The sequence below is a fragment of the Streptomyces himalayensis subsp. himalayensis genome (assembly GCF_013778455.1).
Lineage (GTDB): Bacteria > Actinomycetota > Actinomycetes > Streptomycetales > Streptomycetaceae > Streptomyces > Streptomyces himalayensis.
On the sequence record NZ_JACEHE010000009.1, the window covers coordinates 252,491 to 275,813 of the forward strand.

Here is a 23,323-nt window from a genome sequence, read left to right on the forward strand (position 1 = left end):
CTGAGCAAAAAAAGTGAGTCACTAGGGACTGATGTGATCAGGATTCCCGCACCGCGATCTCCCGCCCGGAGATGCTCACGGTTTCGATGCGCACCCACATGTCGCGTTCGCCGCCCGCCCAGGGCGCGGTGTACGCCTGCTCCTCCAGCCGGCGTACCTCATCAGGCTCTGTCACGGCCCGGGCGTGGCCTTGGACGAGCACGCTCCAGCCCCGGCTGAGCGCATCGTCGATGCGGTCGATCTCGAAGCCGACCTCGGTACCGGCGGCGGCCGCCGGCTCGGTGCCGTGCGCGGTGCAGTAGACGACCGCTCCGTCGATGACGCTGTAGTTGACCGGCATGATGACCGGCCCCGTGGGGGTGGGCACGGCGAGCCGTCCGACGCCGTGCGTGGACAAGCGGGCGCGGCATTCCTCGGCGCTCAGCTCGACCAGCTCGGGGTGGTACGCGGCCCGTCCCGTCCCCGGGGGGAGCTCGGCGCCCCCGCCCAGCAGCGCGGCCACCGTGGTCTGCAGGGCGTCGGCCAGCCTGATGAGGATGCCGATGCCCGGCGCCGCCGCGGGATTCTCCTCCAGGTATTGCAGATACCCGGGGGCCGTGCCCGCCCGGACGGCCGCCTCCTTGCGGGTGAACCCGAGCTCCTCGCGTCGCTGAGCGATGCGGCGCCCGATGTCTCCCCGCGCCGTCCCCGTCGTAGCGGACCTTGAACGTGCCTGCTGGGACACGGCCGGTCACTTCCTTTCGTCAGCCACCCTTGACCAGCAGGGCATCGTGCTGCTGCCCGAGGATGACCTTGAGCGCTCCGGTGTCGGCGGCGCGGGCGAAGACGTCGTACGCCTCCTCCATCCGGTCCGGCGGGAAGGTGTGGGTGATCAGGGAGGACACGGGCAGGCGTCCGGCGGCCATCATGCGCAGCAACGTCGGGGTCGAATGCGTGTCGACCAGCCCGGTGGTGATCGTCACGTTCTTGATCCACAGGTCTTCGAGGTGGAGCGTCGCGGGCTTGCTGTGCACGCCGATGTTGGCCACGTGCCCGCCGGGCCGCACCATGCGTGTGCACAGCTCGAAGCTCTCGGGCTCGCCGACCGCTTCGATGACCACGTCGGCTCCGAGCCCGTCGGTGAGGTCGGCGACCAGCTCGTCGGGTCCCTCGCCGGGGGCGGCCACCGCGTCGGCGCCGAGGTGTTTGGCCGCGTCCAGGCGGGTGGGCGCGAGGTCCACGGCGATGATCCTCTCGGGCGAGTACAGCCCGGCCGTGGCGATCGCGGCGAGCCCGACGGGCCCGGCCCCGACGACGGCGACCGTGTCTCCGGGCCGTACCCGGCCCTTCAGCACGCCGACTTCGTAGGCCGTGGGGAAGATGTCGGCCAGCAGCACGGCGTCCCTGCTGTCCACCGTGCCGGGCAGGACGTGCAGGGACATGTCGGCGTGGGGCACGCGGACGAACTCGGCCTGGGTGCCGTTGATGAGATGGCCGAGGATCCAGCCTCCGCCGCCGTGGCACTGTCCGTACATCGCCTCGCGGCAGAAGCGGCAGCGGCCGCATGCCGTGATGCACGAGACCAGCACCCGGTCACCAGGGCGGACCGTTCGCACGTCGCTGCCCACCTCGACGACCTCGCCGACCGCTTCGTGGCCGAGTACCGTGCCGGGGCGCACCTCCGGTATGTCGCCGTTGAGGATGTGCAGATCGGTGCCGCAGATGGTGACGACGTCGACGCGGACAACGGCATCGGTGGCGTCCACGACGTCGGGATCCGGAACGTCCTCCCAGGCGGACTGCCCGGGGCCATGGAAAACGAGTGCCTTCATGACGCCCTCCTCCTCCCCTCCGTCCCCCGTCCCTGCGTCGAAGCGGCCCTCACACTCACCGCGTTCGGGGCGGTCTGTGGGGCCTCCCCCGTGTCCGAGAGGCACACGAACAGAGTCCCACGGGCTCCCGGAGGGGACCATTCGGACCTTCCGGACTCCCCTGGCTCCCGGCTTCCCTGACGGCCGGATCCGACACCCGGATCCGGCCGACGCGCTCAGCCGAGCCCCGCCTCAGCGAGCCCCCGCCTCAGCCGAGCCCCCACCCGCGGCCCATCCGGTAGGCCGCGCACAGGTTGACATCCAGGATGTAGGCGCCCGCGGTGCCGCACTGCTCGGCACCGCTGCCCGGATCGACGGGCTGGCCGTGGCCCATGCCGGTGATGCTGTACGTCTCCACCACGGCGTTTCCGGCCGGGTCTCGGAAGACCTGGTGCGGATACCCGCCGACGGTGTCGCTCACGTCCGCGGTCTGGTCGGCGCCATGCACATTGGTCCACTGCTTCATGAGGTCGGTCATGTTGACGGGCTTCACGGTGTAGTCGGCCGTCCCCTGGAACACGGTGAGCGTGGGCCATGGCCCGGTGTAGCCGGGCCGGGCGGCCCGCACCCGGTCGCCCCACTGCTGCGCGGTCTGCGTCGCGCCGACGTACATGCACACGTACGGGGATCCGGCGGCCTGGGCGCAGCCGTACGGCAGTCCCGCCACGACGCCGCCCGCGGCGAACTTCTCCGGGTACGCCGCCATCATCACCGAGGTCATCCCGCCGCCCGCCGAGAGCCCGGTGACGTACACGCGTGACGCGTCGCCGGACGCGTCGGCGAGCTGCCGGTCGGCCATCTGCGCGATGGAGGCAGCCTCGCCCTGGGAGCGCTGGATGTCGCCGGTCTGGAACCAGTTGAAGCACAGAGAGGCGTTGTTGCCGCTCTGCTGCTGCGGCAGTACGAGTGAGAAGCCCCAGCGGTCGGCGAGTTCTGTCCAGCCGCTGCCGGTGCCGTATCCGGCGGCGTTCTGGGTGCAGCCGTGGAGGGCCACGACGACGGGCCGGCCGGCGGGCAGCCCGTCGGGGACGTAGCGGAACATCCTCAGGGCTCCCGGGTTGGAGCCGAAGCCGGTGACCTCCTGAAGGGACGCTGCGGAGGCATGGGGCGCCGGGAGGAGAAGAGTGGAGACAAGTGCGGAGAGCAGAGCGGCCAGTACGGCCATCAGCGCCCCGCGCGGACGAAGTGTTGCGGCTCTGGTCGATGTCATGCCGGGTGACTGTAGGAGCGCAACCGCACCCGTGATATGGCCTCGGCGACCACAACTGAGGTCGATGCACTGTGAGTTGACAACCCATCAGGTAGGGGAATGCGCCCCATCAGGGCGGGCGTCCCGAGCGGAGCAGCAGCAGCGCGATGTCGTCGGCGCGTTGGCGCGCGGTGCGGGCGTGGCTGACGAGGATGTCGGCGAGCGCCTCGAGGGACAGCGCCCCGGCCTGCTCCAGCCGGATCGCGAGGCCGGCCACGCCCTCGTCGATGTCGGTGCCCGGGGACTCGACGAGGCCGTCGGTGTAGAGGGCGAAGGTCGTGCCGTCGGGCATCGGGAACACGGTCTGGGAGTAGTGGACCTCCGCCTCGATGCCCAGCAGCAGACCCGTGGGGGCGTCCAGGGTGCGGACGGCCCCGTCGGGGGTGCGCACCAGGATCCGGGGGTGCCCGGCGCTGGCCGCACAGGCGACGTGCTTGCCCAGGTCGAGGCTCAGGCAGGCGCAGCTGGCGAACAGACCGGCGTCGAGGTCGGCGAGCAGCCGGTTGGTCCCGGCGAGGATCCCGCTGGGGCGGGCGTCGGCGGTGGCGTAGGCGTGCACAGCGGTGCGGATCTGGCCCATGAGCGCTGCGGCGGTGACGTTGTGGCCCTGGACGTCGCCGATGACGGCGATCGCGGCGTCCCGGCGGACCCTCACCAGGTCGTAGAAGTCACCGCCGATGTCCATCCCTTCGGTGCCGGGCAGATAGCGTGTGGCCGCCTCGAGGCCGGACACGATCGGCAAGGTGTGCGGCAGCAGCCGCTCCTGGAGGGCGTGGGCGATCTCCAGTTTCTTGTCGTACAGCCGTGCGCGGTCCAGCGCCTGGGCGATCAGGCCGCCGAGCGAGGTCAGTACAGCACGCTCGCCGGTGGTGAAGCGGTGCGGCCCGGCGTACGCGAGGATGCAGGTGCCGATGGTGCGGCCGGAGGCGATCAGCGGCAGGAACGCCCAGGCGCCCATGCCGTCGTGCACCCCGGCCCGTGCCGGGAATGCCTGGTCCAGCTCCGCCATCGACTCGAAGAACATCGGATGGCCGAGGGCCACCGACCGGGCCCCGGGCTCGCTGGAGCGCCACAGGCTGTCGTCGTAGCGGGCGACCACCTCGGGCGAGTAGCCCCGGTGGCCTATCAGGCGCACCCGTCCGCTTTCGGCGGTCAGTATGGCCAGTGCCCGGCTGCCGTAGGCGGGCAGGATGTCGTCGGCGACGGTGTTCACCACGTCCTCGACGCCGACGGCCTCGGTCAGGGCGCTCGCCAGGTGAAGCACGTGGTAGAGCACGCCGGCGTGCGTGAGAGGCGGTTCGTTGTCCCGGGCCGCCGGGATGGGCTCTGCGCCCGGAACCGCGTCTGCGCCGTTCCCAGGAGCCTCGCTGATGCGGACCGTGAGGCCCGAGGCACCCGGATACACCGCGAAGTTCAGCCACTGGTCGGGCGGGCGCAGGCAGGCCTCCGAGGTGGGCCGGCCGCTCACCACGGCCGCGCGGTAGGGGTCGTACAGCGCGTCGCGCAGCCAGGGGGCGACTTCCCATGGCCGGGCGCCGATGAGGTGCTCGGCCGGCGCGCCGAGGAGACGGGCAGCAGAAGGGGTGACCGAGGTGACGCGGCCGTCGATGTCCAGCGCGCAGACGCCTTCGGGCAGCCGGGCGACCATGTGTTCCGCGGCCTCGGCGGTCCCCGGTGGCGGGCTCGGACCGGCGGGGTGGACCAGGGGTCCGCGTTCGTGGTGCACGGGTCGGTCACCGGACAGTCGCTCCACCGCCCCGGCGGGGTCTACGGACTGCACCGCACGGGTCCGCTCCCGGGACTCCAATGTCCGTGCCAGGTCCGCGGCGAGCTGCCACATCCCCGTCTCCAGCTTCGGCGGGATGCGGGACGGCAGCGTGCCCGGCCACAGCGCGAACACCGACCCGAGGGGGCCGTGCGTGCCGATGACCGGGACGGCGGCCAGCGTGTAGTCGTAGGGCGTGGCGACGGCGATGCGGGGATACTGGCGCATCCAGGCCTCGTGTCCGTTCACCCAGACCAGGTCGCCGGTGCGCACAGGATCGGCCGTCGGCATCGCGGTGGCCGGGTTCACCAGTTCCCAGGGGGCGGCGATCTCGCGCGGTATGCCCACGAGGACCGTGAGCTTCAGCAGGTGCTCCGCGGGGTGGAGAAGGAAGACTCCGCCGGCATGCGCGCCCAGCCCCTCCAGCGCACGCTCCAGTTCCTCGGCGAGCTGCTCCCTGTAGTCGCCGCTGTGGCCGTTGTCGCCACTGTCGCCGTTGTCGCCGGCGAGCACTGGGGCCTCGCCCAGGCCGACGGGCGATCTCTTCCCGTCGCCCATAGCAGAACCCTACGACCGCACTCGCGGCCCAGCATGTTCGACAGGTGCTCACCCGTGCCCTGCAGTGCGCCCGGAAACCAGCACGTGACGCCCCACCTGGCATGATCCCCGCCGAGATGCCGCACAGGTGGAGCGGTGCCAGCCTGGAGACGACATGGCATGTTCGGACCATCCGTCCGAAAGGGCGGGCGCTTCTCAGGCGTTTCTGTGGAAGGAGCCACGACATGGCCACTCATGTCAGCGGCGCAGGCAGGGAGCAGGGCCGCGCTGCGGCCGTAAGCCCCTGGGTGACGGGATGGACCGCTGCCGCCGCGGTTCTGATGGTGTTCGGCGGCATCATGGCGATCTTCGCGGGCATAGCGGCGATCGCCAACGACCCCGTGTTCGTGGTGAACGACGATTTCGTCTACGCGTTCAACCTCACCGGCTGGGGCTGGGTCCACCTGCTTCTCGGTGTGGTCATCGCCATCGCCGGTGTGGCGCTGTTCACCGGGGCCCCCTGGGCCCGTGCCGTCGGCGTGGTGCTCGCCGGCCTCAGCATGATCGCCAACTTCCTCTGGTTGCCCTATGCCCCTGTCTGGTCGATCGTGCTGATCGTCGTGGACGGTTTCATCATCTGGGCGCTGTGCTCACCGCGCCGCGAATCGGCGACGTAGCCGTACGGGTCTGCTCAGTCGCGGGCACGGCTCCGTCCGTGCCCGCCTTGCTGCGTCCGGGGCTCCGCTGACAACCGCGACGGTTCCACCCCCCGACGGCTCGCCACCGAGAAGCCCTTACCGGACAATGAGGACACCTCGGGGAGTCTGGGGGGTCTCGACGAGAGACAGTCGCATGGACCGCTATCCGCCGATCGCCGACCACGGCCTCGTGGGAGATCTGCAGACCGCCGCGCTCATCTCGGCCCAGGGAGTCGTGGACTGGTTTCCGGCACCGCGCTTCGACTCGCCCAGCGTCTTCGCCGCCCTGCTCGACCACGACGACGGGGGCCACTTCGGCTTTGCTCCCGATCCGCGCGGCAGCAGCCGCAAGCAGCTCTACTACCCCGACACCGCCGTGCTCGTGACCCGCTACCTGTCCCCCGACGGGGTCGGCGAGGTCCTCGACTTCATGCCTCCGAACGACTCGGACACGCCGTCCGACCGTCACACCCTGGTCCGGCTCGCACGCGCGGTGCGCGGCACCGTCCGCTTCGAACTGGAGTGCCGACCACGATTCGACTACGCCCGGGCGCGGCACGAACTGGCCCTGGACGGCGAAACGGACGGCGAAGCCCTGGCGGTTTTCCGCGGCCCGGGTGTCACCGCGTATCTGCAGAGCAGTTTTCCGCTCGAGCGCGACCAGGACGACGTCCGCGGCGGGGTCACGCTGCGCGGCGGCGAGGCCGCGGCCGCCGTGTTCACCGTGTGCGGCACGGACAGCCCGGCGCCCCGGCCCGTCACCGCCTCCTGGGCCACCGAGCAGCTGTGGGCGACCGTCGACTTCTGGCAGTACTGGATCCGTACTTCCCGGTACCGCGGCCGGTGGCCGGACATGGTCAACCGTTCGGCCATCACGCTCAAGCTGCTGACGTACGCACCCACCGGCGCCCCCGTGGCGGCGGCGACCACCGGCCTGCCCGAGCAGGTGGGCGGCCAGCGCAACTGGGACTACCGCTACACCTGGATCCGGGACGGTTCACTGTCCGTACGGGCCCTGCTGGACCTCGGATTCGTCGACGAGGCGGCCCGCTTCACGCGCTGGCTCGGGGACCGGATGCGCGCGGAGGCGGACAGCGGCGGCGAACCCTTGCAGATCATGTACCGCGTCGACGGAGATCCCCGGCTGCCCGAGCAGCTCCTGCCCCATCTGGAGGGCTACCGCGGCTCGTATCCGGTACGCGTCGGCAACGCGGCGACCGGACAGCTGCAGCTCGACATCTACGGAGAGGCGCTGTACGCGCTCGCCGAAGCCCGGGATGTGGGGGTGCAGGTGGACTATCACGGCTGGAAGGGCCTCGCCTCGACCCTGGACTGGCTCGCGGACCACTGGGACCGGCCCGACGAGGGCATCTGGGAGACGCGCGGCGGACGAAAGGACTTCACCTTCAGCCGTGTCATGTGCTGGGTGGCCTTCGACCGCGGCCTGAAACTGGCCGCCGAACACAGCCGTCCCGCCGACACCGCCCGCTGGACGGCCGCGCGCGACACCATCCTCGACCAGGTGATGGAACGCGCCTGGAGCGACAAGGAACAGGCCCTCGTCCAGCACTACGGCGACGACGTGCTGGACGCCTCCCTCCTGCTCATCCCCCGGCTCGGCTTCCTCGCCCCCAGGAGCCCCAGCTGGCTCTCGACGCTCGACGCCATCGACCGCGCCCTCGTCTCGGACAGCCTCGTCCATCGCTACGATCCAGCCGCCTCACCCGACGGGGTGCAGGGCTCGGAGGGCACGTTCAGCCTCTGCACCTACCTGTATGTGGACGCGCTCGCCCAGGCGGGCCGACTGCGCCAGGCCCGGTACGCCTTCGAGAAGATGCACACCTACGCCAACCACGTCGGCCTCTTCGCGGAGGAGATCGGCCCCAGCGGAGAGCAGCTGGGCAACTTCCCGCAGGCCTTCACCCACGTCGCGCTCATCATGGCGGCCACGACGCTCGACAGAGCGCTCGACGAGGCATGGTACGGGCCCGGAGCGCCCCGTCGGTGACCGCCTCGCCGGGGCTCCAGGGGAATGCCCGAGTGGCCGGACCGCGTTGAGGATCATAGGGTGAGCTGGAGTTCTCCTATCGGGTAGGAACGTTCTCCCGTGAAGGACTTCCACAGGGCTCCCGCAGCGGAGTGCCGAGGGGCTTCCGTGAGGGAGTCCCGAAGGCTTCCGCGGAGGAGCACCGAAGGGCTCCTTTCGAGGAGTGCCGCAGGGCGAGGTAGGTGCTGGCGATGGCGCTGCTGTCCACGTTCATCGCAGTCGCGGATCGGCCGGGCCGCACGGCCCGGGCGGCGGCAGCGTACGTCCGTCGTCACCTGGTCCCCGGGCCGCCCCGGCCGGGTGGTGCGGTCCCGCATGAGGCGGGGACGGTCGTGGTCCCGCCCCGGGCGGCGTCCTTCGTGGAATGCCGTGCCGCGGGCCTGGGGCCGGTGACGGTGGCCTATGAGCGGCAGGGCACCGGGGAGCCGCTGGTTCTGCTGCACGGACTGGGATATCACCGGCAGGCCTGGGGCGCTGTCGGGCCGCTGCTGGCCGGCTCACGCGACACGATCGCCATGGATCTGCCGGGCTTCGGAGAGTCACCGGATCTCGATCCTGCGGTCCCGCGTGACCTGGAGACGGCTGTGGCCTGGCTGGGTGCCGTCTTCGAGGAGCTCGGCGTGGACAGGCCGCATGTGGTGGGTCATTCACTGGGCGGGCTGATCGCGCTCCGTCTGGGCCAGGCAGGGCTCGCGCGCAGCGTGACGGCACTGGCCCCGGCCGGGTTCTGGACCGGCGCGGAGCGGCGGTACGCCTACGCCATGCTGACCGCGGCACGGCAGGGTGTGCGGTTGCTCCCCGACGAGGCCATGGCGTGGCTGGCGCGCAGCCCGGCCGGACGCGCCGCCCTGACCGGCACCCTCTACGGCCGCTCCCTGTGCCCACAGGAGACGGTGGTCGCCTCTCTGCGGGCGCTGCGGGACGCGGCGGCGTTCGGGTCCACCCTGCGGGCCGGCCGCGAAGGGGTGCTGTTCAGCGGCGACATCCCCGATGTGCCGGTCACCATCGCCTGGGGCACCTGGGACCGTGTCCTGCCGCCCTGGCAGGCCTACCGGGTCAAGGCCATGATTCCCGACGCACGGCTGGTGCCATTGCCCGACTGCGGCCATGTGCCCATGAACGACGCTCCCGAGCTGGTCGCCCGCGTGATCCTGGAGGCCACCGGCCTTCCGGAAGACGCTCACTAGTTCAACGAGTTCAACAGTTCAACGGGTTCAGCTTCAACCGCAATCGGTCCTGGTGGCCGCCCTCAGGAACTGATGCTCCGCCAGATCCGCCGAAGCCGGTGTGGTGATCACGTCAGTGGGTACCCAATCGCCGCATACCCGGACAAATCTGTTACGGAGGTGAGCTGTATGACTCTGCCTGTGCGACGTGGTACGCCTGGAAGGCTTGCCGAGCGGCGGTTCCCCGGCTGGGCCAGGGACCCGCTGGCCGAGTTCGACGACTTGTTCGGCCGTATCGGGAGCTTGCTGGAATCCACGGTCGGCGGGACGCTCACCCCTGTGACCGAGGGGATGGCCTGGTCACCGCTGGCCGATGTGTCCGAGACCGACGACGCGTACCTGATCGAGATCGATGTGCCGGGCGTCAAGCGCGAGGACATCGACATCGAGATGGGCGAACGGGACGTGACCGTCCGCGGCGAGTTCAAGGAGCGGGAGGGCGCCGGGACGCTGCGCCGCGGCACCCGCCGCACCGGCCGCTTCGAGTACCGGACACTGCTGCCCGGCGACGTGAACACCGAGGAGGTCAACGCGGCACTCCGCGACGGCGTGCTGACCATCACCGTCCCCAAGGCCGAGACGACCAAACCCCGCCATATCGAGATCACAGCCGGAGACTGACACCGACCCCGGTGCATCCCTGACGGCGGGTACGGATCCCTGCTCTGACGGCCCCCACCCGCAGCGGTCACCATGCAGGCCCCCGCCGCACTCGGCTGCGGCACGCCAACCGCACCACCGCGCGCGCGTCCCCCGACACCACAAGCGCACATGGCCCACCAGGAACACGGTTCACCTGGATGGGGCGTTGTGCCACCGGGTGTGGCGCGTGCCGAACGCCGCGGCCGGGCAACGCGCCTCTCCTCATGGATGCTCCGACGAACTCTGCTCGCCGAGCGTCCCCGGCGCTGTGGCCGGACCGACCATGCCATGCGGACGGATCCGTGCCACCGCCGCACGGCTGTGCCATGCGGCAGCAGCTCCTCACGCACGGCGGGCCCACCAGCCGCCCGACACCACCAGGGAACAGCCATGACAGTGACGACCGATGTCCTCATACCGGCGTTGGAAGACGCCCGCGAGGCCCAGGCCGCAGTCGTCGACCGGTTCCGGTCCGACATGGCCCTCACGCCGGAAGGCCCGCACCGACAGGTCCTGGAGCGCCATGTCGCCGACGCACAGGACCACATCAACCGTATCGACCACCACGTGAGCGAGATCCGTCCGCGCAGCCCGCTGCGGTTCGCCGCCGGCACGGTCCGGACCATCGCAAAGGGCACCGTCCGCACGACCACACTGCCTCTCGAGATCGGCGCGTCGATCGCAGGCCGGACTCTCCGCGGGCGGCACGAGGCCGACGAGCGCCGCCTGCTGAAGAACGCCGAGGACGAGTACGCGATCACCGCCCGGGCGCTGGCCACGTGCCGCGCCGGTGAGAGCATCGCCGCCGAGGCCGACGACGAAGAAGCGGCTCGTCTGCTCGCCTCACTGCGACGCCAGGACGAGAAACTCCTGGACGCCCTCAAGGACAGCGTCGCCGAACACGCCCGAGCCGTGGCGACGGCCGACGGCGGCCGATCGACTGAGCCCGACGGCGGGCTGGCCGGCGCGACCACGCGTGTGGTGCGCACCGCCGTCGGCCGGGTGCGCGACGCAGCCCAGGCTGGTGGGCGGCAGACGGCACGCACGGCCACCGGCGCGCTCCGCGAGATGCCGGGCGTGAGCCGGATGACCAAGGAGGTCCAGGGCGCCGCGGCCCGGGAAGAGGACCTGCCGATTCCCGGATACGGGCAGCTCACGGTCGCCGACATCACCCAGCGGCTGCGCACGCTCCCCCAGAGGGATCTCACCGTGGTCGAGGGATACGAACGCGCCCACGCCAACCGCGCGGGTGTCCTCACCGCCGTCGAGCGCCTGCGCGGCGACGAGCCGTGGCCCGACTACGACACCATGAACCTCGACCAGATCCACCGTCGGCTGCGGACGGCCGACCCTGCCCTCGCCCTGGAGACCCTGGACTACGAACGGCGCCACCGGCAGCGCAAGTCGGTGATCAACGCCGCCCGCCAGCGCACGACCACCTGACGGCGCACAGCCGTGGGACGGCCCGCGGCCGGCCACTCCACGTGGCCGCATCGCCGCGGGCCGCCTTGCAGCCGCATCGCCGATGGTCGCCTTGCATCCGCATCGCGCCCGGCCGTCCCGGCGCCCGGGTCACCCGGCCGATCCGAGCAGGGTCTCCACCGGAGCCGCCCGGTACGCCGCAGTGCCCCGCATCTCGGCGAGGAACTCGTCCAGTTCCGCCCTGCCGACGGGGGGCGGGACCGGATGCCGCTCGGGCAGGGCGGCGAGCGCGGACCGGTACCGCAGCATGCTGCCGAGATCCTCCGGGTAGGCCCGCTCGTCCACGCCGATGGTCCCCCCGGTCTCCACCGCGTACCGTCGGGCGAGCCCGCGCCAGTGCTCCACCGGCACGAGACCGACCGAGCGCAGTCCGTTGGAGAACAGGTTCACGTGGATGCGCTGGTACGGCTCGGCGTGCATCAGATATGCGGTGGCGCAGCGGTACGAGGGCCGGGTGGTGAACTGCACCCAGAAGGGCACGACGCCGAGCCGCAGCGCCCAGTACGGCTCCCACTGGTTGTACGTCTCGATGAGCAGCCGGTCGTCCGGCAGACCCCGTCGGCGGTACCACCAGCGGTGGAACTCGGCGACGAGCGGACTGAGATGCTCCGGCTCACCGATGGTGATGCGACGCACCTGGTATCCACAACGGCGCGCCAGCGCCAGAACGTCGGCCGTGAGCGCGTCGTCGTAACCCCATTCCGCCTCCGGATACGACTCGTCCGGTGGTGGCGCGTCCCACTGCCGCACGCTCGCGCCCTGCTCGGCGAGGAACCGGGCGATCCGTTCGCTGCCGTTGGCGTACTCGTCCGCCGTCATCCCTCCCAGCGCGCCGAACTGGAACCGGTGCCGCTCGCCCACCACGGACATCGGCCAGGTCAACGTGCAGTCGACGACGAAGATGGTCGCGCCGGGCGCGAGTCGCCGCTCGAGGAAGCCCTGCAGCGTCGCCCCGAGCCGAAGGCTTTTGACGCGGAAATAGGCGAACCGCACGATCATCGCCCGGTCCTGGCTGGGATCGTGCATGTGGCAGAGCGCCAGGTCGGGGTTGGCCTCGACCATGCCGCGGCCGAGTTCCCGGACGGCCAGCATCGCCGCGCGCGGCCTGTCGGGATCGAGCCGCGCCCGTACCGGTACGAGGTAGGTCTGCGGCAGCACGGGCGCGCCGAGGGCGGCGGCCAGGTGGACGGCGCCACCGCTGCCGGCCCCTATGAACACGGCCGGGTAGGGGCCCTTCCCGTACTGGCCGGCCGTCCACGCGGCCAGGTCCTCGCTGCTCAACCGGCGCACCTTGGATGCGGGCGCGGCCTGCATACGGGCCGCGAGGACGTATGCCCGGTGCCGCGCACTTGAGGGAGAGCGTGAGAGCACGCCTGCCAGCCACGCGGAGCCGGGTCCCAGACCGAGGGCGGGGAAGTCCTGGCCGCGCAGAAACCGGCTCACTGCCCGCACCGCCGTTACGGAGGAGTCGAAGTCGCACAGGCAGCAGCCCGACCGCAGGTGCTGGAGCACGGTGCGCCTCCTACTGTCCTGTCGCGAGTCGGCTGCTCCCTCATTTCCTGGTTGCGGCGCCGCTGACGGCCGGGTTCCCCGCTCACGCGGACAAAACTGGCCACATCGGTCACGCCTGGTGATGCGCCCGTCTCGTACAACGGCGAGACGGCCCGTACAAGCCGAGACGGCCCGTACAAGCCGAGACGGCCCGCCCGGGACGTCCGGCGGGCCGTCGTGAAGCGCTGGCTAGGAAGCGGTGGGGGTCCAGTCGCCCAGCCAGTCCACGATCTCCTGACCGGCGGCCTGCGCGTCGGTCAGCTGCGGGCGGTCGCTGCTCGCGGTGCCCGCGCCGGGGCCGGTGTTCTTGTACTCCGCGAAGCGGTCGTCCTTCCAGGCGAAGCCGCCCATGTCCGACCACGGCGTCGACTTGATCGCGTTGCTGAGGGTGGAGTTGCGGACGGTGGTCTGCGGGTCGAGGGCCGCGTCACCGCCGGCGTGCCAGTTGCGGCCGAGGTAGAAGCTCCCGGCGGACACGTCGCCGTTCACCGTGGTGTTGGCGATCAGGAAGCCCTTGCGGTCGGCGGGGGTGCTGGGCGCAGTGATGTAGCCGGCCGACGTGCCGTCCCAGCGCTTCTTCAGCGTGATCACCGAGCGGTCGATCACGGCGCTGGCCCGGCCGAAGATGAAGTCGACGTTCCCGATGACGTAGGAGTTCCTGACGTAGACCCGGCCGAGCTTGTCCGGGGCAGCGGTCTCCAGTTCGAGGGTGTCCTGGTCCCCCGTGATGATCACGCTGTCGAGGAAGACCTTGTCGGCGCTGGTGCGCAGCGCGACGGCCTGGTGTCCGCCGGCGTTCTGGTTGGCCTTCTCGTCGAAGTCGTTGGAGACCGTGAGGTTGCGCGCCTGGAAGTCGTCGGCCTCGACCGCGACGGTGGCGCTTCCGGCGGTGCCGTAGGTGCCGCCGCCGGGTTTGGCGGTTCCCGCGGAGTTGTTGTAGACGATCACGGTGTCCTTGCGGCTGCCGCCGGTGCCCTGGAGGGTGACGTGCGGCTTGTTGGACGGGATCTTCATCGTCTCCCGATAGGTGCCGGGCTTGATGGAGATGACGATCCGTGAGGTGTTGTTCGCCGGTACGGCGTCGACGGCGGCCTGCACGGTCTTGTACTGGCCGGAGCCGTCCTGCGCCACGGTGAGGGTGGTCGCCGCAGCGGCGGTGGTCGTGGCCGTGCCGATGGTCGAGCGGGGTCCGGCACCGGACTTCACCTTCGCCGGGACGTCGGCGGCGCTGTCGAGGGTGTAGTTGTAGTACGTCTTCGGGTCGAAGGCCGTGCCGCCGCTCTCGTTGCGGCCGCTGGTTCCGGAGAACACGTTGCCGCGCTGCACGAGGGTGGCCGTGCTGTCCTTGATGACGGGGTTGTTGAAGCCCTGGAAGTAGCTGTTCTCCAGGACCATCTTCGTCTGGCCGCGGGAGTAGTTGCCGTACGACGAGGTGATGTCCGTGCCCGCGTCGTCCTGAAGGTAGTTGTTGTACAGGTGCGCGTGCGCCGCGTTGTCCGTGGACGGGTTGCGCTGCTCGGTCTCGCGGATCCAGTTGTGGTGGATGGTGATGTCGGTGACGACGTTCTCGGTCCAGCCGATGCCGAAGGTCTTGTTGTTGTTGCCCAGCTTGTTCCAGGACACCGTCACGTTGGTGGAGTCCTTGCGGACGTCGATCAGTCCGTCGGCCATGTGCCGCAGGTCGTTGTGGTCGATCCACACGTGGTGTGCGCCGTCCATCTGGACGGCGTCGAAGTCGTGGTCCTTGTCGTTCCAGATGCCCTGGTAGGAGTCCCGGATCGTCAGGTTGCGGATGATGACGTTGTGTACGCCCTGGCCGAGGAAGAAGCCGCCGCCGACGATGTGACCCGATGTGCCCGAGCCGACGATCGTCTTGTCCGAGGCGACCTTGATCTCCTTGCCCACGGGGTTCATGGTGATCGTCCCGGCCACGACGATGACGTACGGCTCGGAGGCCGTGGCGTACTTCTCCAGGTCGGCGAGGGTCTTCACGGTGACGGTCTCGCCGCCGCGTCCGCCGTACGTTCCGTTCTGGCCCAGCGCGTTGACGGAGGCGAAGCCGTCGGCGACGTCGTCGGCCCAGGCGGCGGCGGTGGCCGCCGAGGCGTTCGGCTGCGCGTCCTCGCCGAAAACGCCGAAGACCGTGCCGTACGACAGGCCGACCGCGGCGACCAGCGCCATCGGCACACCGGCCGTCAGGCCGAGCCTGCGCCTGCGCCTGCGGTGCCGCGCCTTGTCCTGAGTACTTTCCATAGCGTCGTCTGCCCTGCTGTCTATGGGGGGGTGTGACGCAGGGCAGTCGCCGCCGGGTGGCGAAAGGTTGCCGCTCAGGCCGCGGCTGTGGTCTCGGGCCGGTGCGCGTCGTGGAGCACTCGGCAGACTTCGCTCACGACCCTGCGGTGCAGAGGAAGCGACACATGGCCGACGGCCCGTACCGGAATGTTGCTGGTGCGCAGGTCCGGATGGGCAAGCCTGGCGTTGCCGGTGGGGATGACAAGCTCGTCGAGATCGCTGTGCAACGCGACGAAGCGGGTCGCGCATCCGGGGGCGGGCTCCGCGAGCTCGGTGAGCAGGTCGCTGCCCGGCCTGAGCTGTCGCATCACCGGGTGCGGCAGGGGGAGCATGGCGACCAGCGTGCCGTGATGCGGCGTGCCGAGGGTGACCAGTGTGTGCACGCGCGCGTCGCCGCCCAGACGCTGCACGTAGTAGCGGGCGATCAGGCCCCCGAGGCTGTGGCCGATCACATGGACGCGCTCGTGCCCTCCGCGCTCGCACAGCCGCTCCACCTCCGCGGCCAGCATCCGTGCGGCGCTGCGGACGTCGGTGGTGAGCCAGCTGTAGTTGGGCACGGTCACCTGCGGGAAGCCCGCTCGGCGCAGGTCGCGCCGGAGGATGTGAAAGATCGCCCTGTTGCTGCTCATACCGTGCACCAGCACGACGGGGATGTCATCGGCGGTGGGCTCACGCAGCGTACGAACCCGTGGAGTGCCGTCGTCCGGCGGCTCGACGGTCCGGACGCCGGCGGTGGCGTCGTCCGCGCCCATACCGAACGGATACAGGGCCAGTGCCGTGGTCATCGCCACCACCTCCACGGCCGCTGCGCACATGGCTCCGGTGAGCACACGGAGCGGGAACGAGCTCATGGGGCGGGGGTACAGGCAGTGAGGGATACGGCGTCGGCGGCGGTGACACCGCGGACCGTTCGCCCGTCTCGCGTGTGGGGGCATGCGAAAAGAAGCATGGGGGAACTCCCTGCTGCCTGTGGGATGAGGTGCCGGGTGCGGACCGGGAAGGGGCCGGCCACGCAGCGGCACGTTGTGCTCGACGACCCACCGGGCGAAGATCCACCGGGCGTAGCAGTCGACCCGGCATCCGGCTGCGGAGGTTCCGCTCCAGCAGGTTGCGAGGACGTTAGCCACAGGTTTCAGGCGTCTACAAGGAGAGGTGATCCACCTCACGCCGCCGAATTCCCGCTATGTCTGAATTGGCATTTGGTGTCCGGTTGCCCCGCCACGGTCTGGTGGGGGCCGGGGGCTGTCCGTCACCGCTCTCGTGGCGCCACTGAGGGGTGGTACGGCGCATACCGGGGAGGTGCGCCGTACCACCCGGCGCCGACGGGCAGCCGTCCCGTGGCTGCCGTGCGTCGGCCCCTCCTCAGTGGCCCTACTTGGCGTACATCAGCGTGCCGAAGCCGAGCTGGTCGTAGCCTCCGCTGGTGGAGCCGTAGTCACCGCCGCCACCCTCGGTCCCGACGAGGTTGTAGTACATGTCCGAGATGTACTTGTCGTTCCAGAACATGCGCTTGTTGTAGTGGAAGTGGAGCATGGCCCACACGGGGCGCACCAGGCCACGGGCGCCAGAGGCGACCACGGTCTGCTCGTTGTACGCGCAGTTCTGACCGCTGCCCCAGCTGTAGGTGGTGAACGGCACGTCCAGGCCGATGTTGTACTTGGCGACGTACTGGGCCGCCTTGAAGAACCTCCTGTTGTCGTAGCTGTACAGGTCGTCGCCCTGGTTCCAGGCCATCTCGCACAGCGCGCCCATCTGGCCCATGCCCATGATGCAGTGGCCCTGGTCGCGGCCGGCCTCCTGCCACTGGCCGAGGTCGTAGCCCTCGACGCCTGAGTACAGGAACGGCACCGCGTGCTGGATGGAGCCGTTGCCCGCGCCGGTCTTGAAGTAGTTGACGGCCTCGTCATACTTGGCGCCGTCGTCGCACAGGATCCCGATGGCCATGATCGAGGCCATGTTGCACAGGTCCCAGTTGGCCCAGTAGTTCGTGATGCAGGCGAAGTTGTGGTCCCTCAGGAACCCGTGGTTCATCGGGTAGAAGACGTTCAGCATCATCTGCTGAAAGGCTTCGAGGTCGAAGCCGCTGTAGCCGCGCAGCAACTCGCCCACGTTGGCGAACTGCCAGCCGTAGATGCCTGCGGCCAGGTTCGCGTCCGTGGTGCCCTGGATGGACGTCAGAGTGCTCGACCAGGCGTTGCAGATGCGGGCCGCGCAGTCGGCGTTGGCCGTGGTACCGCCGACATGCCAGCGCAATGCGTTCTGGTAGGCGGCGGCGATGTCGTTGTAGAGGATCGTGTAGTTGTTCGAGGTCCCTGACCCGCGGTAGACGACGGACTGCGGCCTCGCCGTCCAGGTGGACTGCGAGTGGGAGTTGGCGGTCAGGCGGTTCCAGCCGGACAGCCAGGGGTCGTTGCCCGCGGCGACCCTGACCTTGGCGCGGTTGATGTCGCCCCAGTTGTGCAGCATTCCGGGGTGGGTGAAGGTCGCGGGTGCGGCGCCGGCGGTGCCGCCGGTCAGCGCCGTGGTGGCGCCGCCGACGGCGAGGGCGGCGGTGAGACCGCCCGCGGTCCGGAGCAGACCGCGGCGGCTCACCTCCCCCCGGTCCCGCTCGTTCGTGTGGGGGTCTATGCGGCTCATTCTGTTGTGCATCTCCAATCCCGTTGGGGGATTTACGTGGGGGTGATGCTCACCTCGTCGAAGTGCGAGGTGCAGCGGGCCAGGGGTGCGCGCGAGCACACCACGAGACCCACGTAGTAGGGGGCGTCACCGAAGCCGGGGATCTCTCCCGCGGCGAGGGGGGTCCAGGTGACACCGTCATCGGTGGAGACGGCTGCGCTGAAGGCGGTCCCGGTGCGCTTCAGTCGCAGCAGGCTGGGAAGGGTGGCCGCGCCGTTCCCGGTGAACGTCGACCTTCCGGCCACCGTCGTGCGCAGCATGAGCTGCGCGGTAGTCCCGCCCGTGACGATCGCCCCGGCCGCCTGGTCGAACGGCGACAGGGACTTGGCCATGAGCAGCCCCACCCGGTCGGCGGTCGCGCCGGTACGGGAGACGAGCCGAGCGGTGATCTCACAGTCTCCGGTCACAGGCCGTCGTACGAACTGGCCTGTCATTCCCTGGTTGTTGACCGTGAGATCCGTCCCGGCACCCCGCACGACGAAGGTCCCGTCTTCGTATGCGGTGCTGCCGGGGGTGGTGACGGCCACCACGCCGAACGTCCCGAAATCGCGGTCGCCGAGGACCACGTCTCCGAGGTCGCCGTACGTCCACGGGTCGGGCGGCGGCGTGCCGACGGTGAGCGTGAGCTTGCCCGACGCGTCACCGGCCGCGTTGCCCGCGGAGGTGGTGACGGTGAACTCGCCGGTCACGTTGGGCGTTCCGGAGATGAGGCCGGTGCGCTTGTCGATACGGAGGCCGTCGGGCAGGCCGTCCGCGCTGAACCGTATGGGCTCGTGTGAGGCCCGCAGCTGATGCCGGACGGCCACACCCTTGTTCGCGAACGCGGTGGTCGCGGAGGTGAGTTCGGGCACGGACGGTGTCGGCATCTTCGCGGCGGCGGAGTCCGACAGCCGGCCTCGCCCACCGCAGTTGGTCTTCGCGACGGCGTAGTGGTACGTGGTGCCGGGCGCGCCGGTGGCGTCGGCGTACCGGATACGGGTGCCGAAACCGACCGGGCCCACGCCCGTCGCGACGGTCACGTACGGACCGTCGGCGCCGGTCGCCCGCAGCACCTTGTAGGAGGCCGACAGGTCCGGGTCGGTCCAGGCCAGCTCGACGGCGTCGGCGCCGGCGGTCGCCGTCAGGTCGGTCGCGGCGCGCGCGGGGCGCGGCACGGACCAGACCTCGCCGGACGTGGAGGAGATGACGCTGACGTTGTCGAAGGCACCGGTGCCGGTCTCGGCGTACTCCTCGTCGACGCCCAGGCAGGAGGTGAGGACGAGGCCCGCGTACGCCGTCCGCCCCAAGTCGACCTCGGTGGAGCCGACTTCGGTCCACCGGATGCCGTCCGGGGAGATCGCTCCGGTGCAGCGCTTGCCCTTGCGGGTCACGCGGACCCAGTACGGCATCCGCAACCGGTAGCCGTCGCCCGCGCCCTCCACGTACGGCGCCTCCAGCGGTGTCGCCGACTCCGGCAGGGCGCCGAGGTCGGAGATCGGGAACGAGGCGGAGGTGGTGATGGCCTGCTGCTGGGTCGGCGGTACGGGTGTGCTGCCGGTGGCGGAGACGTTCGCCCCGGCCGACGGGCGCACGGTCCACACACCGCTCCAGGTGTGCAGCGGCAGCCCCTGGATCAGCATCGAGGCTTGCGGGGCGTCCGCGTCGAGAGAGTCGCGGAGGGTTACGCCGATCTTGGAGTACTGCGAGGTCAGGGGCCACACGACCCGTGCGGTGACGGTGCCGTCGCCGTTCAGCGGCAGGTGCACCAGCCGGTAGGTGTCCGAAGTGCCGCTCGCTTCCAGCACGAAGCGCTCGCCATCGAAGAGGGCGGAGCCGGGGATCTTCACGTCGCCCACATCACGGGTCGACCAGGGCTCGGGGAGACCCGCGGCCGCCGGCGCCCAGACCGAACTGCCGCTGTCACCCATCGAGTTGGTGGCGGTGACCGTGTAGTAGTACGTCCGGCCCACGCGTACGTCGCGGTCCGTGTACGTCGGCGTATCGATACCGGACGCGACGTTCTCGTACTGCCCCTCGGGGCTGGTCGCCCGTAGGACCGTGTAGCCGGTCGCCCACGCGGACGGCAGCCAGGCGACAGTGACACCGTCGCCTGAACCCACCGCCGTGACACCCGCGGGAGCTGTCGGCGCGCTCGGCGAGGGGGCCGTCGCGCCGGCGTAGGCGAAAGTGCCCCAGCTCGGCAGGTCGTCGTTGCTGCCCTCCACCACGCGGATACCGCCGGTGCCGCGGAAGACGGCGTTCTTGGTGTACGGGGCGTCCAGGCCGCGTACGCCCGCGTAGTGCGCGTACGCCATCTCGTATATCGGCGGCAGGGTGCCGCGGCCCCTGTCGGACACGGACTTCTTGATGTACTTGCCCGTGCGGTCCAGGTCGGGGGTGAAGGGGACGTCGCCGCCGAGGTTGTAGCGGGCTGCGTACTCGAAGTTCGCGAGGATGCGGTTGCCGTCGAAGCCCCACAGGTCGACGCCCTGGTTCCAGGCGACCTGCGCGGCGTCGGCGAGCAGACCGGCGGCGAGCTGTTCGTGACCCTGATCGCGGCCGCTCTCCTGGCCCTGACCCGCATCGGTGACGATCCGGTTCCGGACGCTGCCGTTGCCCGCACCGGCCGCGGCGAAGCGCAGGGCGTCCTCGAAGAGCGTCCACTCCTCGCAGAACACACCGATGGCCAGGATGGACTGGACGGACGTCAGGTCCCAGTTGCCGTTGGCGTAGAGCATGTAGCCGGAGATGGCCGGATACCAGACGTTCAGGAAGGAGTCCTCGCAGCGCGCGATGTCCGCGTCCGCCCATCCGTCGTAGTCGCTGTGCCGCAGCAGCTCGGCCGCGTTGACGAACTTGAAGACCTGGAGGCCGGCGCCGAGCGGGCCGTCGGCGCCCGTGATGGCGGTGAGCGACCTGGCCCAGACGTTGAGGATGTCGCGTGCCTTGTCGGCGTGGGCGCGGTTGCCGGTGACACACCACATGAGGGCGTTCTGGTACGCGGCGGCCGAGTCGGCGACGGCCTGGTTCTGGAAGTTGGTGGGACCGCGGCCCCAGGAGGTGATCTGTCCGGTGTTCTGGACCGTGTACGTGGCCTTCGACCGGACGTGGGCCGCGAACGCCAGGTATCCGTCGTAGATGGGCGATTCCTGCGCGGCGACCGCGGCTTTCATGCGCGCGAGATCTGCGGCGCTGTGCAGCAGTCCGGGGTGGGTGAAGGCCCGAAGCCCGGTCTTGTCGTCCTGGGCCCACGCCGCCGCGGCGGAGGCGGACATTAGTCCGCCTCCGGCCACGGCCACGAGCCCCGCCGCGCCGAGAAAGGACCGTCGGCTGAGAGGAAGCACGGGGATGACTCCTAGTTCAGAGGTGGTGCGTCACGCGTGCTGGATGGTGAGTGAGACGGTCTGCGTCGCGGTGCCCACGCTGTTGGTGGCGGAGACGGTGACCGTGAAGCTGCCGACGTTGTCCTCGGCGGTACCGGAGATCAGACCGGTGGCGGTGTCGATGTCCAGCCCCTTCGGCAGCCCTTCCGCGTTGAACGACGTCGGCAGCGCGCTGGCCGTGATCAGGTGGTTGAAGACCTGGTTCTTGATGGCCGTGGCCTGGTCCGGGCTGGTGATCTGGGGGGCAACCGTGGAGGCCGGGGTGGCGGCGTCCAGGAAACGGAGGTCCTTCACATGCTCGTTGGCGAACATCGGCACCATGTCGGTGGTCAGGTACCAGCCGGGCTTCCGCATCTTGTCGTAGACGACCGTGCCGTTGATCGCCAGGTTCTGGAAGGTGAGGTTCTTGATGGGGCGGTCAGCGTCGTAGCCGGTCAGAATCGCCATGTTGGCGTGCGTGCCGTCGTACGTCAGGTTCCGCACGTACACGTCCTCGATGCCCCGGCCGGGTGCGGCGTTGTACCGGTTGGCCATGACCCGCATGTTGATCAGCTGGCCCCAGGTGAAGTCCTCCACTCGGACGTCCTGGATGCGGACGTTGCGTATGAGGTTGCGGTCGCCGGGGTTCAGGGCGAAGCAGCCCTGGTAGAGGACCTGCGGCTCGCGGTGCTGGAGGACATCGATGTTGCTGAACACGATGTTCTCGATGACCTCGGGCTTGTCCGGGTTGCCGTGAGTGCCCATGTTCACCGGGTGCGCGACGTCGGCCCACAGGGTGGAGTTGCGGACGGTGACGTTGCGGCAGTCGCCGTAGTAGTCCCAGCGGTGGGCGTAGATGGCGATGCAGTCGTCGCTGTTCCGCATGAAGACGCCCTCGATCAGGACGTCCTCGCTGCTGAACACGTCGATGCCGTCGCCCCACTGGCCGAAGCTGTAGGAGTGCAGGTTGCGGACGGTGACCTGCTTCGACTGGCCGATGGTGCAGGAGTAGCCGGTCTTGGGGTTGAGGGCGAGGATGCCGTCGATCTCGATGTTCTTGGAGAATGCCACCAGGGTGGCGGCGTCCGAGTCCCAGATGATGCCCCGGCCGAGCAGCCGGGCGTTCTCCACGTTGACGAACTCCACCCGGGCCTTCAGCACCGCGCCGCCGGCCAGGTACACCGTCTTTCCGCTGGGCACCTTCACCACGTTGTTGGGGACGGTGTGGATGCCCGGCCCGAAGTAGATGACGTCGGGGTCGTCCTCCTCCGGCTGCGCCTCTATCGGGTTGGCGTGCAGGTGCAGGTTGTCGTAGATGTCGCCGCCGATCTCGATGGAGAGGTTGCGCGGCTCGGTGAGGCTGAAGGTGATGGTGTCGCCGCTCACCTCGTGCGGGATGTCGTACGACAGGGGGCGGATCCGCGCGGAGCTGATGGCGCCCTTGGAGGAGGTGACCTCGACCTCGACGGTGCCGGTGAAGTCGAGGCTGGCGACCGAGGAGCTTCTGACGATTCCGGCGCCGGTCTTCTCGTTGATGGTCTTCGTTCTTGCGCGCACGACCGGCACCGTCTGCCATTCGCCGCCGGGCTTACGGGCCTTGACGGAGAAGCTGGTGTTGAGCGGTACCCCGGTCGGGATGGGGTACACCACCAGCCGGTCGGACGCTCCAGGCGTGTCGTCGGCTCTCGCGGTGCCGGCGGCCGCGCCGATCAGGGAGTACGCGGCGGCGGTGGCGCCGGCGGCCTGGAGGACGGTGCGCCGGGTCAGACCAGTGCCCTGGGGTTCAGCCATGGGAGGTTCCTTCGCGATAAGGAGGGTTGGAGGGTGGATCTGGTCCTGAGGTTGCTGAGGTCTGGACCCAAGAGTCCGGAGTGTGCGGTCACGGGAGTCCGGCCGGTCGGTCACGCGAGTGGTCGCAGCGGATCGGTCACGTGAGATCGGACCGGTCAAGGAGGCGCGGACCGGCC

Annotated in this window: 15 protein-coding genes; 5 read left to right on the plus strand and 10 right to left on the minus strand. The window is 70.0% G+C overall.

The genetic code is table 11. From position 1 onward, the window contains the following. Positions 1-37: 37 nt before the first annotated feature. The 4 genes from H1D24_RS17555 to H1D24_RS17570 all read right to left on the minus strand — a co-directional run bounded on the left by H1D24_RS17555 (position 38) and on the right by H1D24_RS17570 (position 5,422). Positions 38-724 carry a helix-turn-helix domain-containing protein gene (locus H1D24_RS17555; RefSeq protein ID WP_309484357.1) on the minus strand — a complete coding sequence of 229 codons (687 nt, stop codon included), beginning with the start codon at positions 722-724 and terminating at the stop codon, positions 38-40. A gap of 19 nt (positions 725-743) precedes the next feature. Then, entirely contained in the window at positions 744-1,811 is a 1,068-nt protein-coding gene (locus H1D24_RS17560; RefSeq protein ID WP_181658515.1) for a zinc-dependent alcohol dehydrogenase family protein, read from the minus strand. 247 nt (positions 1,812-2,058) lie between these two features. Beyond that, positions 2,059-3,060: an extracellular catalytic domain type 1 short-chain-length polyhydroxyalkanoate depolymerase gene (locus H1D24_RS17565; protein ID WP_181658516.1), complete on the minus strand. Its 1,002-nt coding sequence runs from the start codon at positions 3,058-3,060 to the stop codon at positions 2,059-2,061. Between the two features lie 109 nt (positions 3,061-3,169). Continuing rightward, positions 3,170-5,422, minus strand: coding sequence for a SpoIIE family protein phosphatase (locus H1D24_RS17570; RefSeq protein ID WP_181658517.1), 2,253 nt, complete (start codon positions 5,420-5,422; stop codon positions 3,170-3,172). A 224-nt stretch (positions 5,423-5,646) separates the two neighbouring features. Here H1D24_RS17570 and H1D24_RS17575 point away from each other — a divergent pair, with 224 nt between their 5' ends. The 5 genes from H1D24_RS17575 to H1D24_RS17595 all read left to right on the plus strand — a co-directional run bounded on the left by H1D24_RS17575 (position 5,647) and on the right by H1D24_RS17595 (position 11,457). Beyond that, positions 5,647-6,078: a DUF7144 family membrane protein gene (locus H1D24_RS17575; RefSeq protein ID WP_181658518.1), complete on the plus strand. Its 432-nt coding sequence runs from the start codon at positions 5,647-5,649 to the stop codon at positions 6,076-6,078. Positions 6,079-6,253: 175 nt separating this feature from the next. Beyond that, complete coding sequence (locus tag H1D24_RS17580) at positions 6,254-8,107, plus strand: glycoside hydrolase family 15 protein (protein WP_181658519.1); 1,854 nt, start codon at positions 6,254-6,256, stop codon at positions 8,105-8,107. Positions 8,108-8,337: 230 nt separating this feature from the next. Next, complete coding sequence (locus tag H1D24_RS17585; protein ID WP_181658520.1) at positions 8,338-9,333, plus strand: alpha/beta fold hydrolase; 996 nt, start codon at positions 8,338-8,340, stop codon at positions 9,331-9,333. A 168-nt stretch (positions 9,334-9,501) separates the two neighbouring features. Further along, positions 9,502-9,993 (plus strand): Hsp20/alpha crystallin family protein, encoded by a 492-nt coding sequence (locus H1D24_RS17590; protein ID WP_181658521.1) that lies wholly within the window; start codon positions 9,502-9,504, stop codon positions 9,991-9,993. A 411-nt stretch (positions 9,994-10,404) separates the two neighbouring features. Then, complete coding sequence (locus H1D24_RS17595) at positions 10,405-11,457, plus strand: hypothetical protein (protein ID WP_181658522.1); 1,053 nt, start codon at positions 10,405-10,407, stop codon at positions 11,455-11,457. A 129-nt stretch (positions 11,458-11,586) separates the two neighbouring features. Here H1D24_RS17595 and H1D24_RS17600 read toward each other — a convergent pair whose 3' ends face one another. The 6 genes from H1D24_RS17600 to H1D24_RS17625 all read right to left on the minus strand — a co-directional run bounded on the left by H1D24_RS17600 (position 11,587) and on the right by H1D24_RS17625 (position 23,147). Next, positions 11,587-13,008: a hypothetical protein gene (locus H1D24_RS17600; RefSeq protein WP_181658523.1), complete on the minus strand. Its 1,422-nt coding sequence runs from the start codon at positions 13,006-13,008 to the stop codon at positions 11,587-11,589. A gap of 228 nt (positions 13,009-13,236) precedes the next feature. Further along, the gene (locus H1D24_RS17605) at positions 13,237-15,300 is read right to left on the minus strand and encodes a pectinesterase family protein (RefSeq protein ID WP_181658524.1); all 2,064 of its coding nucleotides are present in this window, start codon (positions 15,298-15,300) and stop codon (positions 13,237-13,239) included. 74 nt (positions 15,301-15,374) lie between these two features. Then, positions 15,375-16,190, minus strand: coding sequence for an esterase/lipase family protein (locus H1D24_RS17610; RefSeq protein WP_220136832.1), 816 nt, complete (start codon positions 16,188-16,190; stop codon positions 15,375-15,377). 520 nt (positions 16,191-16,710) lie between these two features. Beyond that, positions 16,711-17,976, minus strand: coding sequence for an alginate lyase family protein (locus H1D24_RS17615; RefSeq protein WP_181658526.1), 1,266 nt, complete (start codon positions 17,974-17,976; stop codon positions 16,711-16,713). A 32-nt stretch (positions 17,977-18,008) separates the two neighbouring features. Continuing rightward, a complete protein-coding gene (locus H1D24_RS17620) occupies positions 18,009-21,269 on the minus strand; it encodes an alginate lyase family protein (RefSeq protein WP_220136833.1) in 3,261 nt (1,086 codons plus the stop codon). 99 nt (positions 21,270-21,368) lie between these two features. Further along, entirely contained in the window at positions 21,369-23,147 is a 1,779-nt protein-coding gene (locus tag H1D24_RS17625) for an Ig domain-containing protein (RefSeq protein ID WP_181658528.1), read from the minus strand. Between the last annotated feature and the right edge of the window lie 176 nt (positions 23,148-23,323).

Excerpts from the sequence above, each read along its gene's own strand:
- H1D24_RS17620 (WP_220136833.1), bottom strand. The coding sequence starts at position 21,269 with ATGTCCGCCTCCGCCGCGGCGGCGTGGGCCCAGGACGACAAGACCGGG.
- H1D24_RS17580 (WP_181658519.1), top strand. The coding sequence starts at position 6,254 with ATGGACCGCTATCCGCCGATCGCCGACCACGGCCTCGTGGGAGATCTG.
- H1D24_RS17615 (WP_181658526.1), bottom strand. The coding sequence starts at position 17,976 with ATGAGCCGCATAGACCCCCACACGAACGAGCGGGACCGGGGGGAGGTG.
- H1D24_RS17560 (WP_181658515.1), bottom strand. The coding sequence starts at position 1,811 with ATGAAGGCACTCGTTTTCCATGGCCCCGGGCAGTCCGCCTGGGAGGAC.
- H1D24_RS17565 (WP_181658516.1), bottom strand. The coding sequence starts at position 3,060 with ATGACATCGACCAGAGCCGCAACACTTCGTCCGCGCGGGGCGCTGATG.
- H1D24_RS17610 (WP_220136832.1), bottom strand. The coding sequence starts at position 16,190 with ATGAGCTCGTTCCCGCTCCGTGTGCTCACCGGAGCCATGTGCGCAGCG.
- H1D24_RS17595 (WP_181658522.1), top strand. The coding sequence starts at position 10,405 with ATGACAGTGACGACCGATGTCCTCATACCGGCGTTGGAAGACGCCCGC.
- H1D24_RS17590 (WP_181658521.1), top strand. The coding sequence starts at position 9,502 with ATGACTCTGCCTGTGCGACGTGGTACGCCTGGAAGGCTTGCCGAGCGG.
- H1D24_RS17605 (WP_181658524.1), bottom strand. The coding sequence starts at position 15,300 with ATGGAAAGTACTCAGGACAAGGCGCGGCACCGCAGGCGCAGGCGCAGG.
- H1D24_RS17575 (WP_181658518.1), top strand. The coding sequence starts at position 5,647 with ATGGCCACTCATGTCAGCGGCGCAGGCAGGGAGCAGGGCCGCGCTGCG.
- H1D24_RS17625 (WP_181658528.1), bottom strand. The coding sequence starts at position 23,147 with ATGGCTGAACCCCAGGGCACTGGTCTGACCCGGCGCACCGTCCTCCAG.
- H1D24_RS17570 (WP_181658517.1), bottom strand. The coding sequence starts at position 5,422 with ATGGGCGACGGGAAGAGATCGCCCGTCGGCCTGGGCGAGGCCCCAGTG.
- H1D24_RS17585 (WP_181658520.1), top strand. The coding sequence starts at position 8,338 with ATGGCGCTGCTGTCCACGTTCATCGCAGTCGCGGATCGGCCGGGCCGC.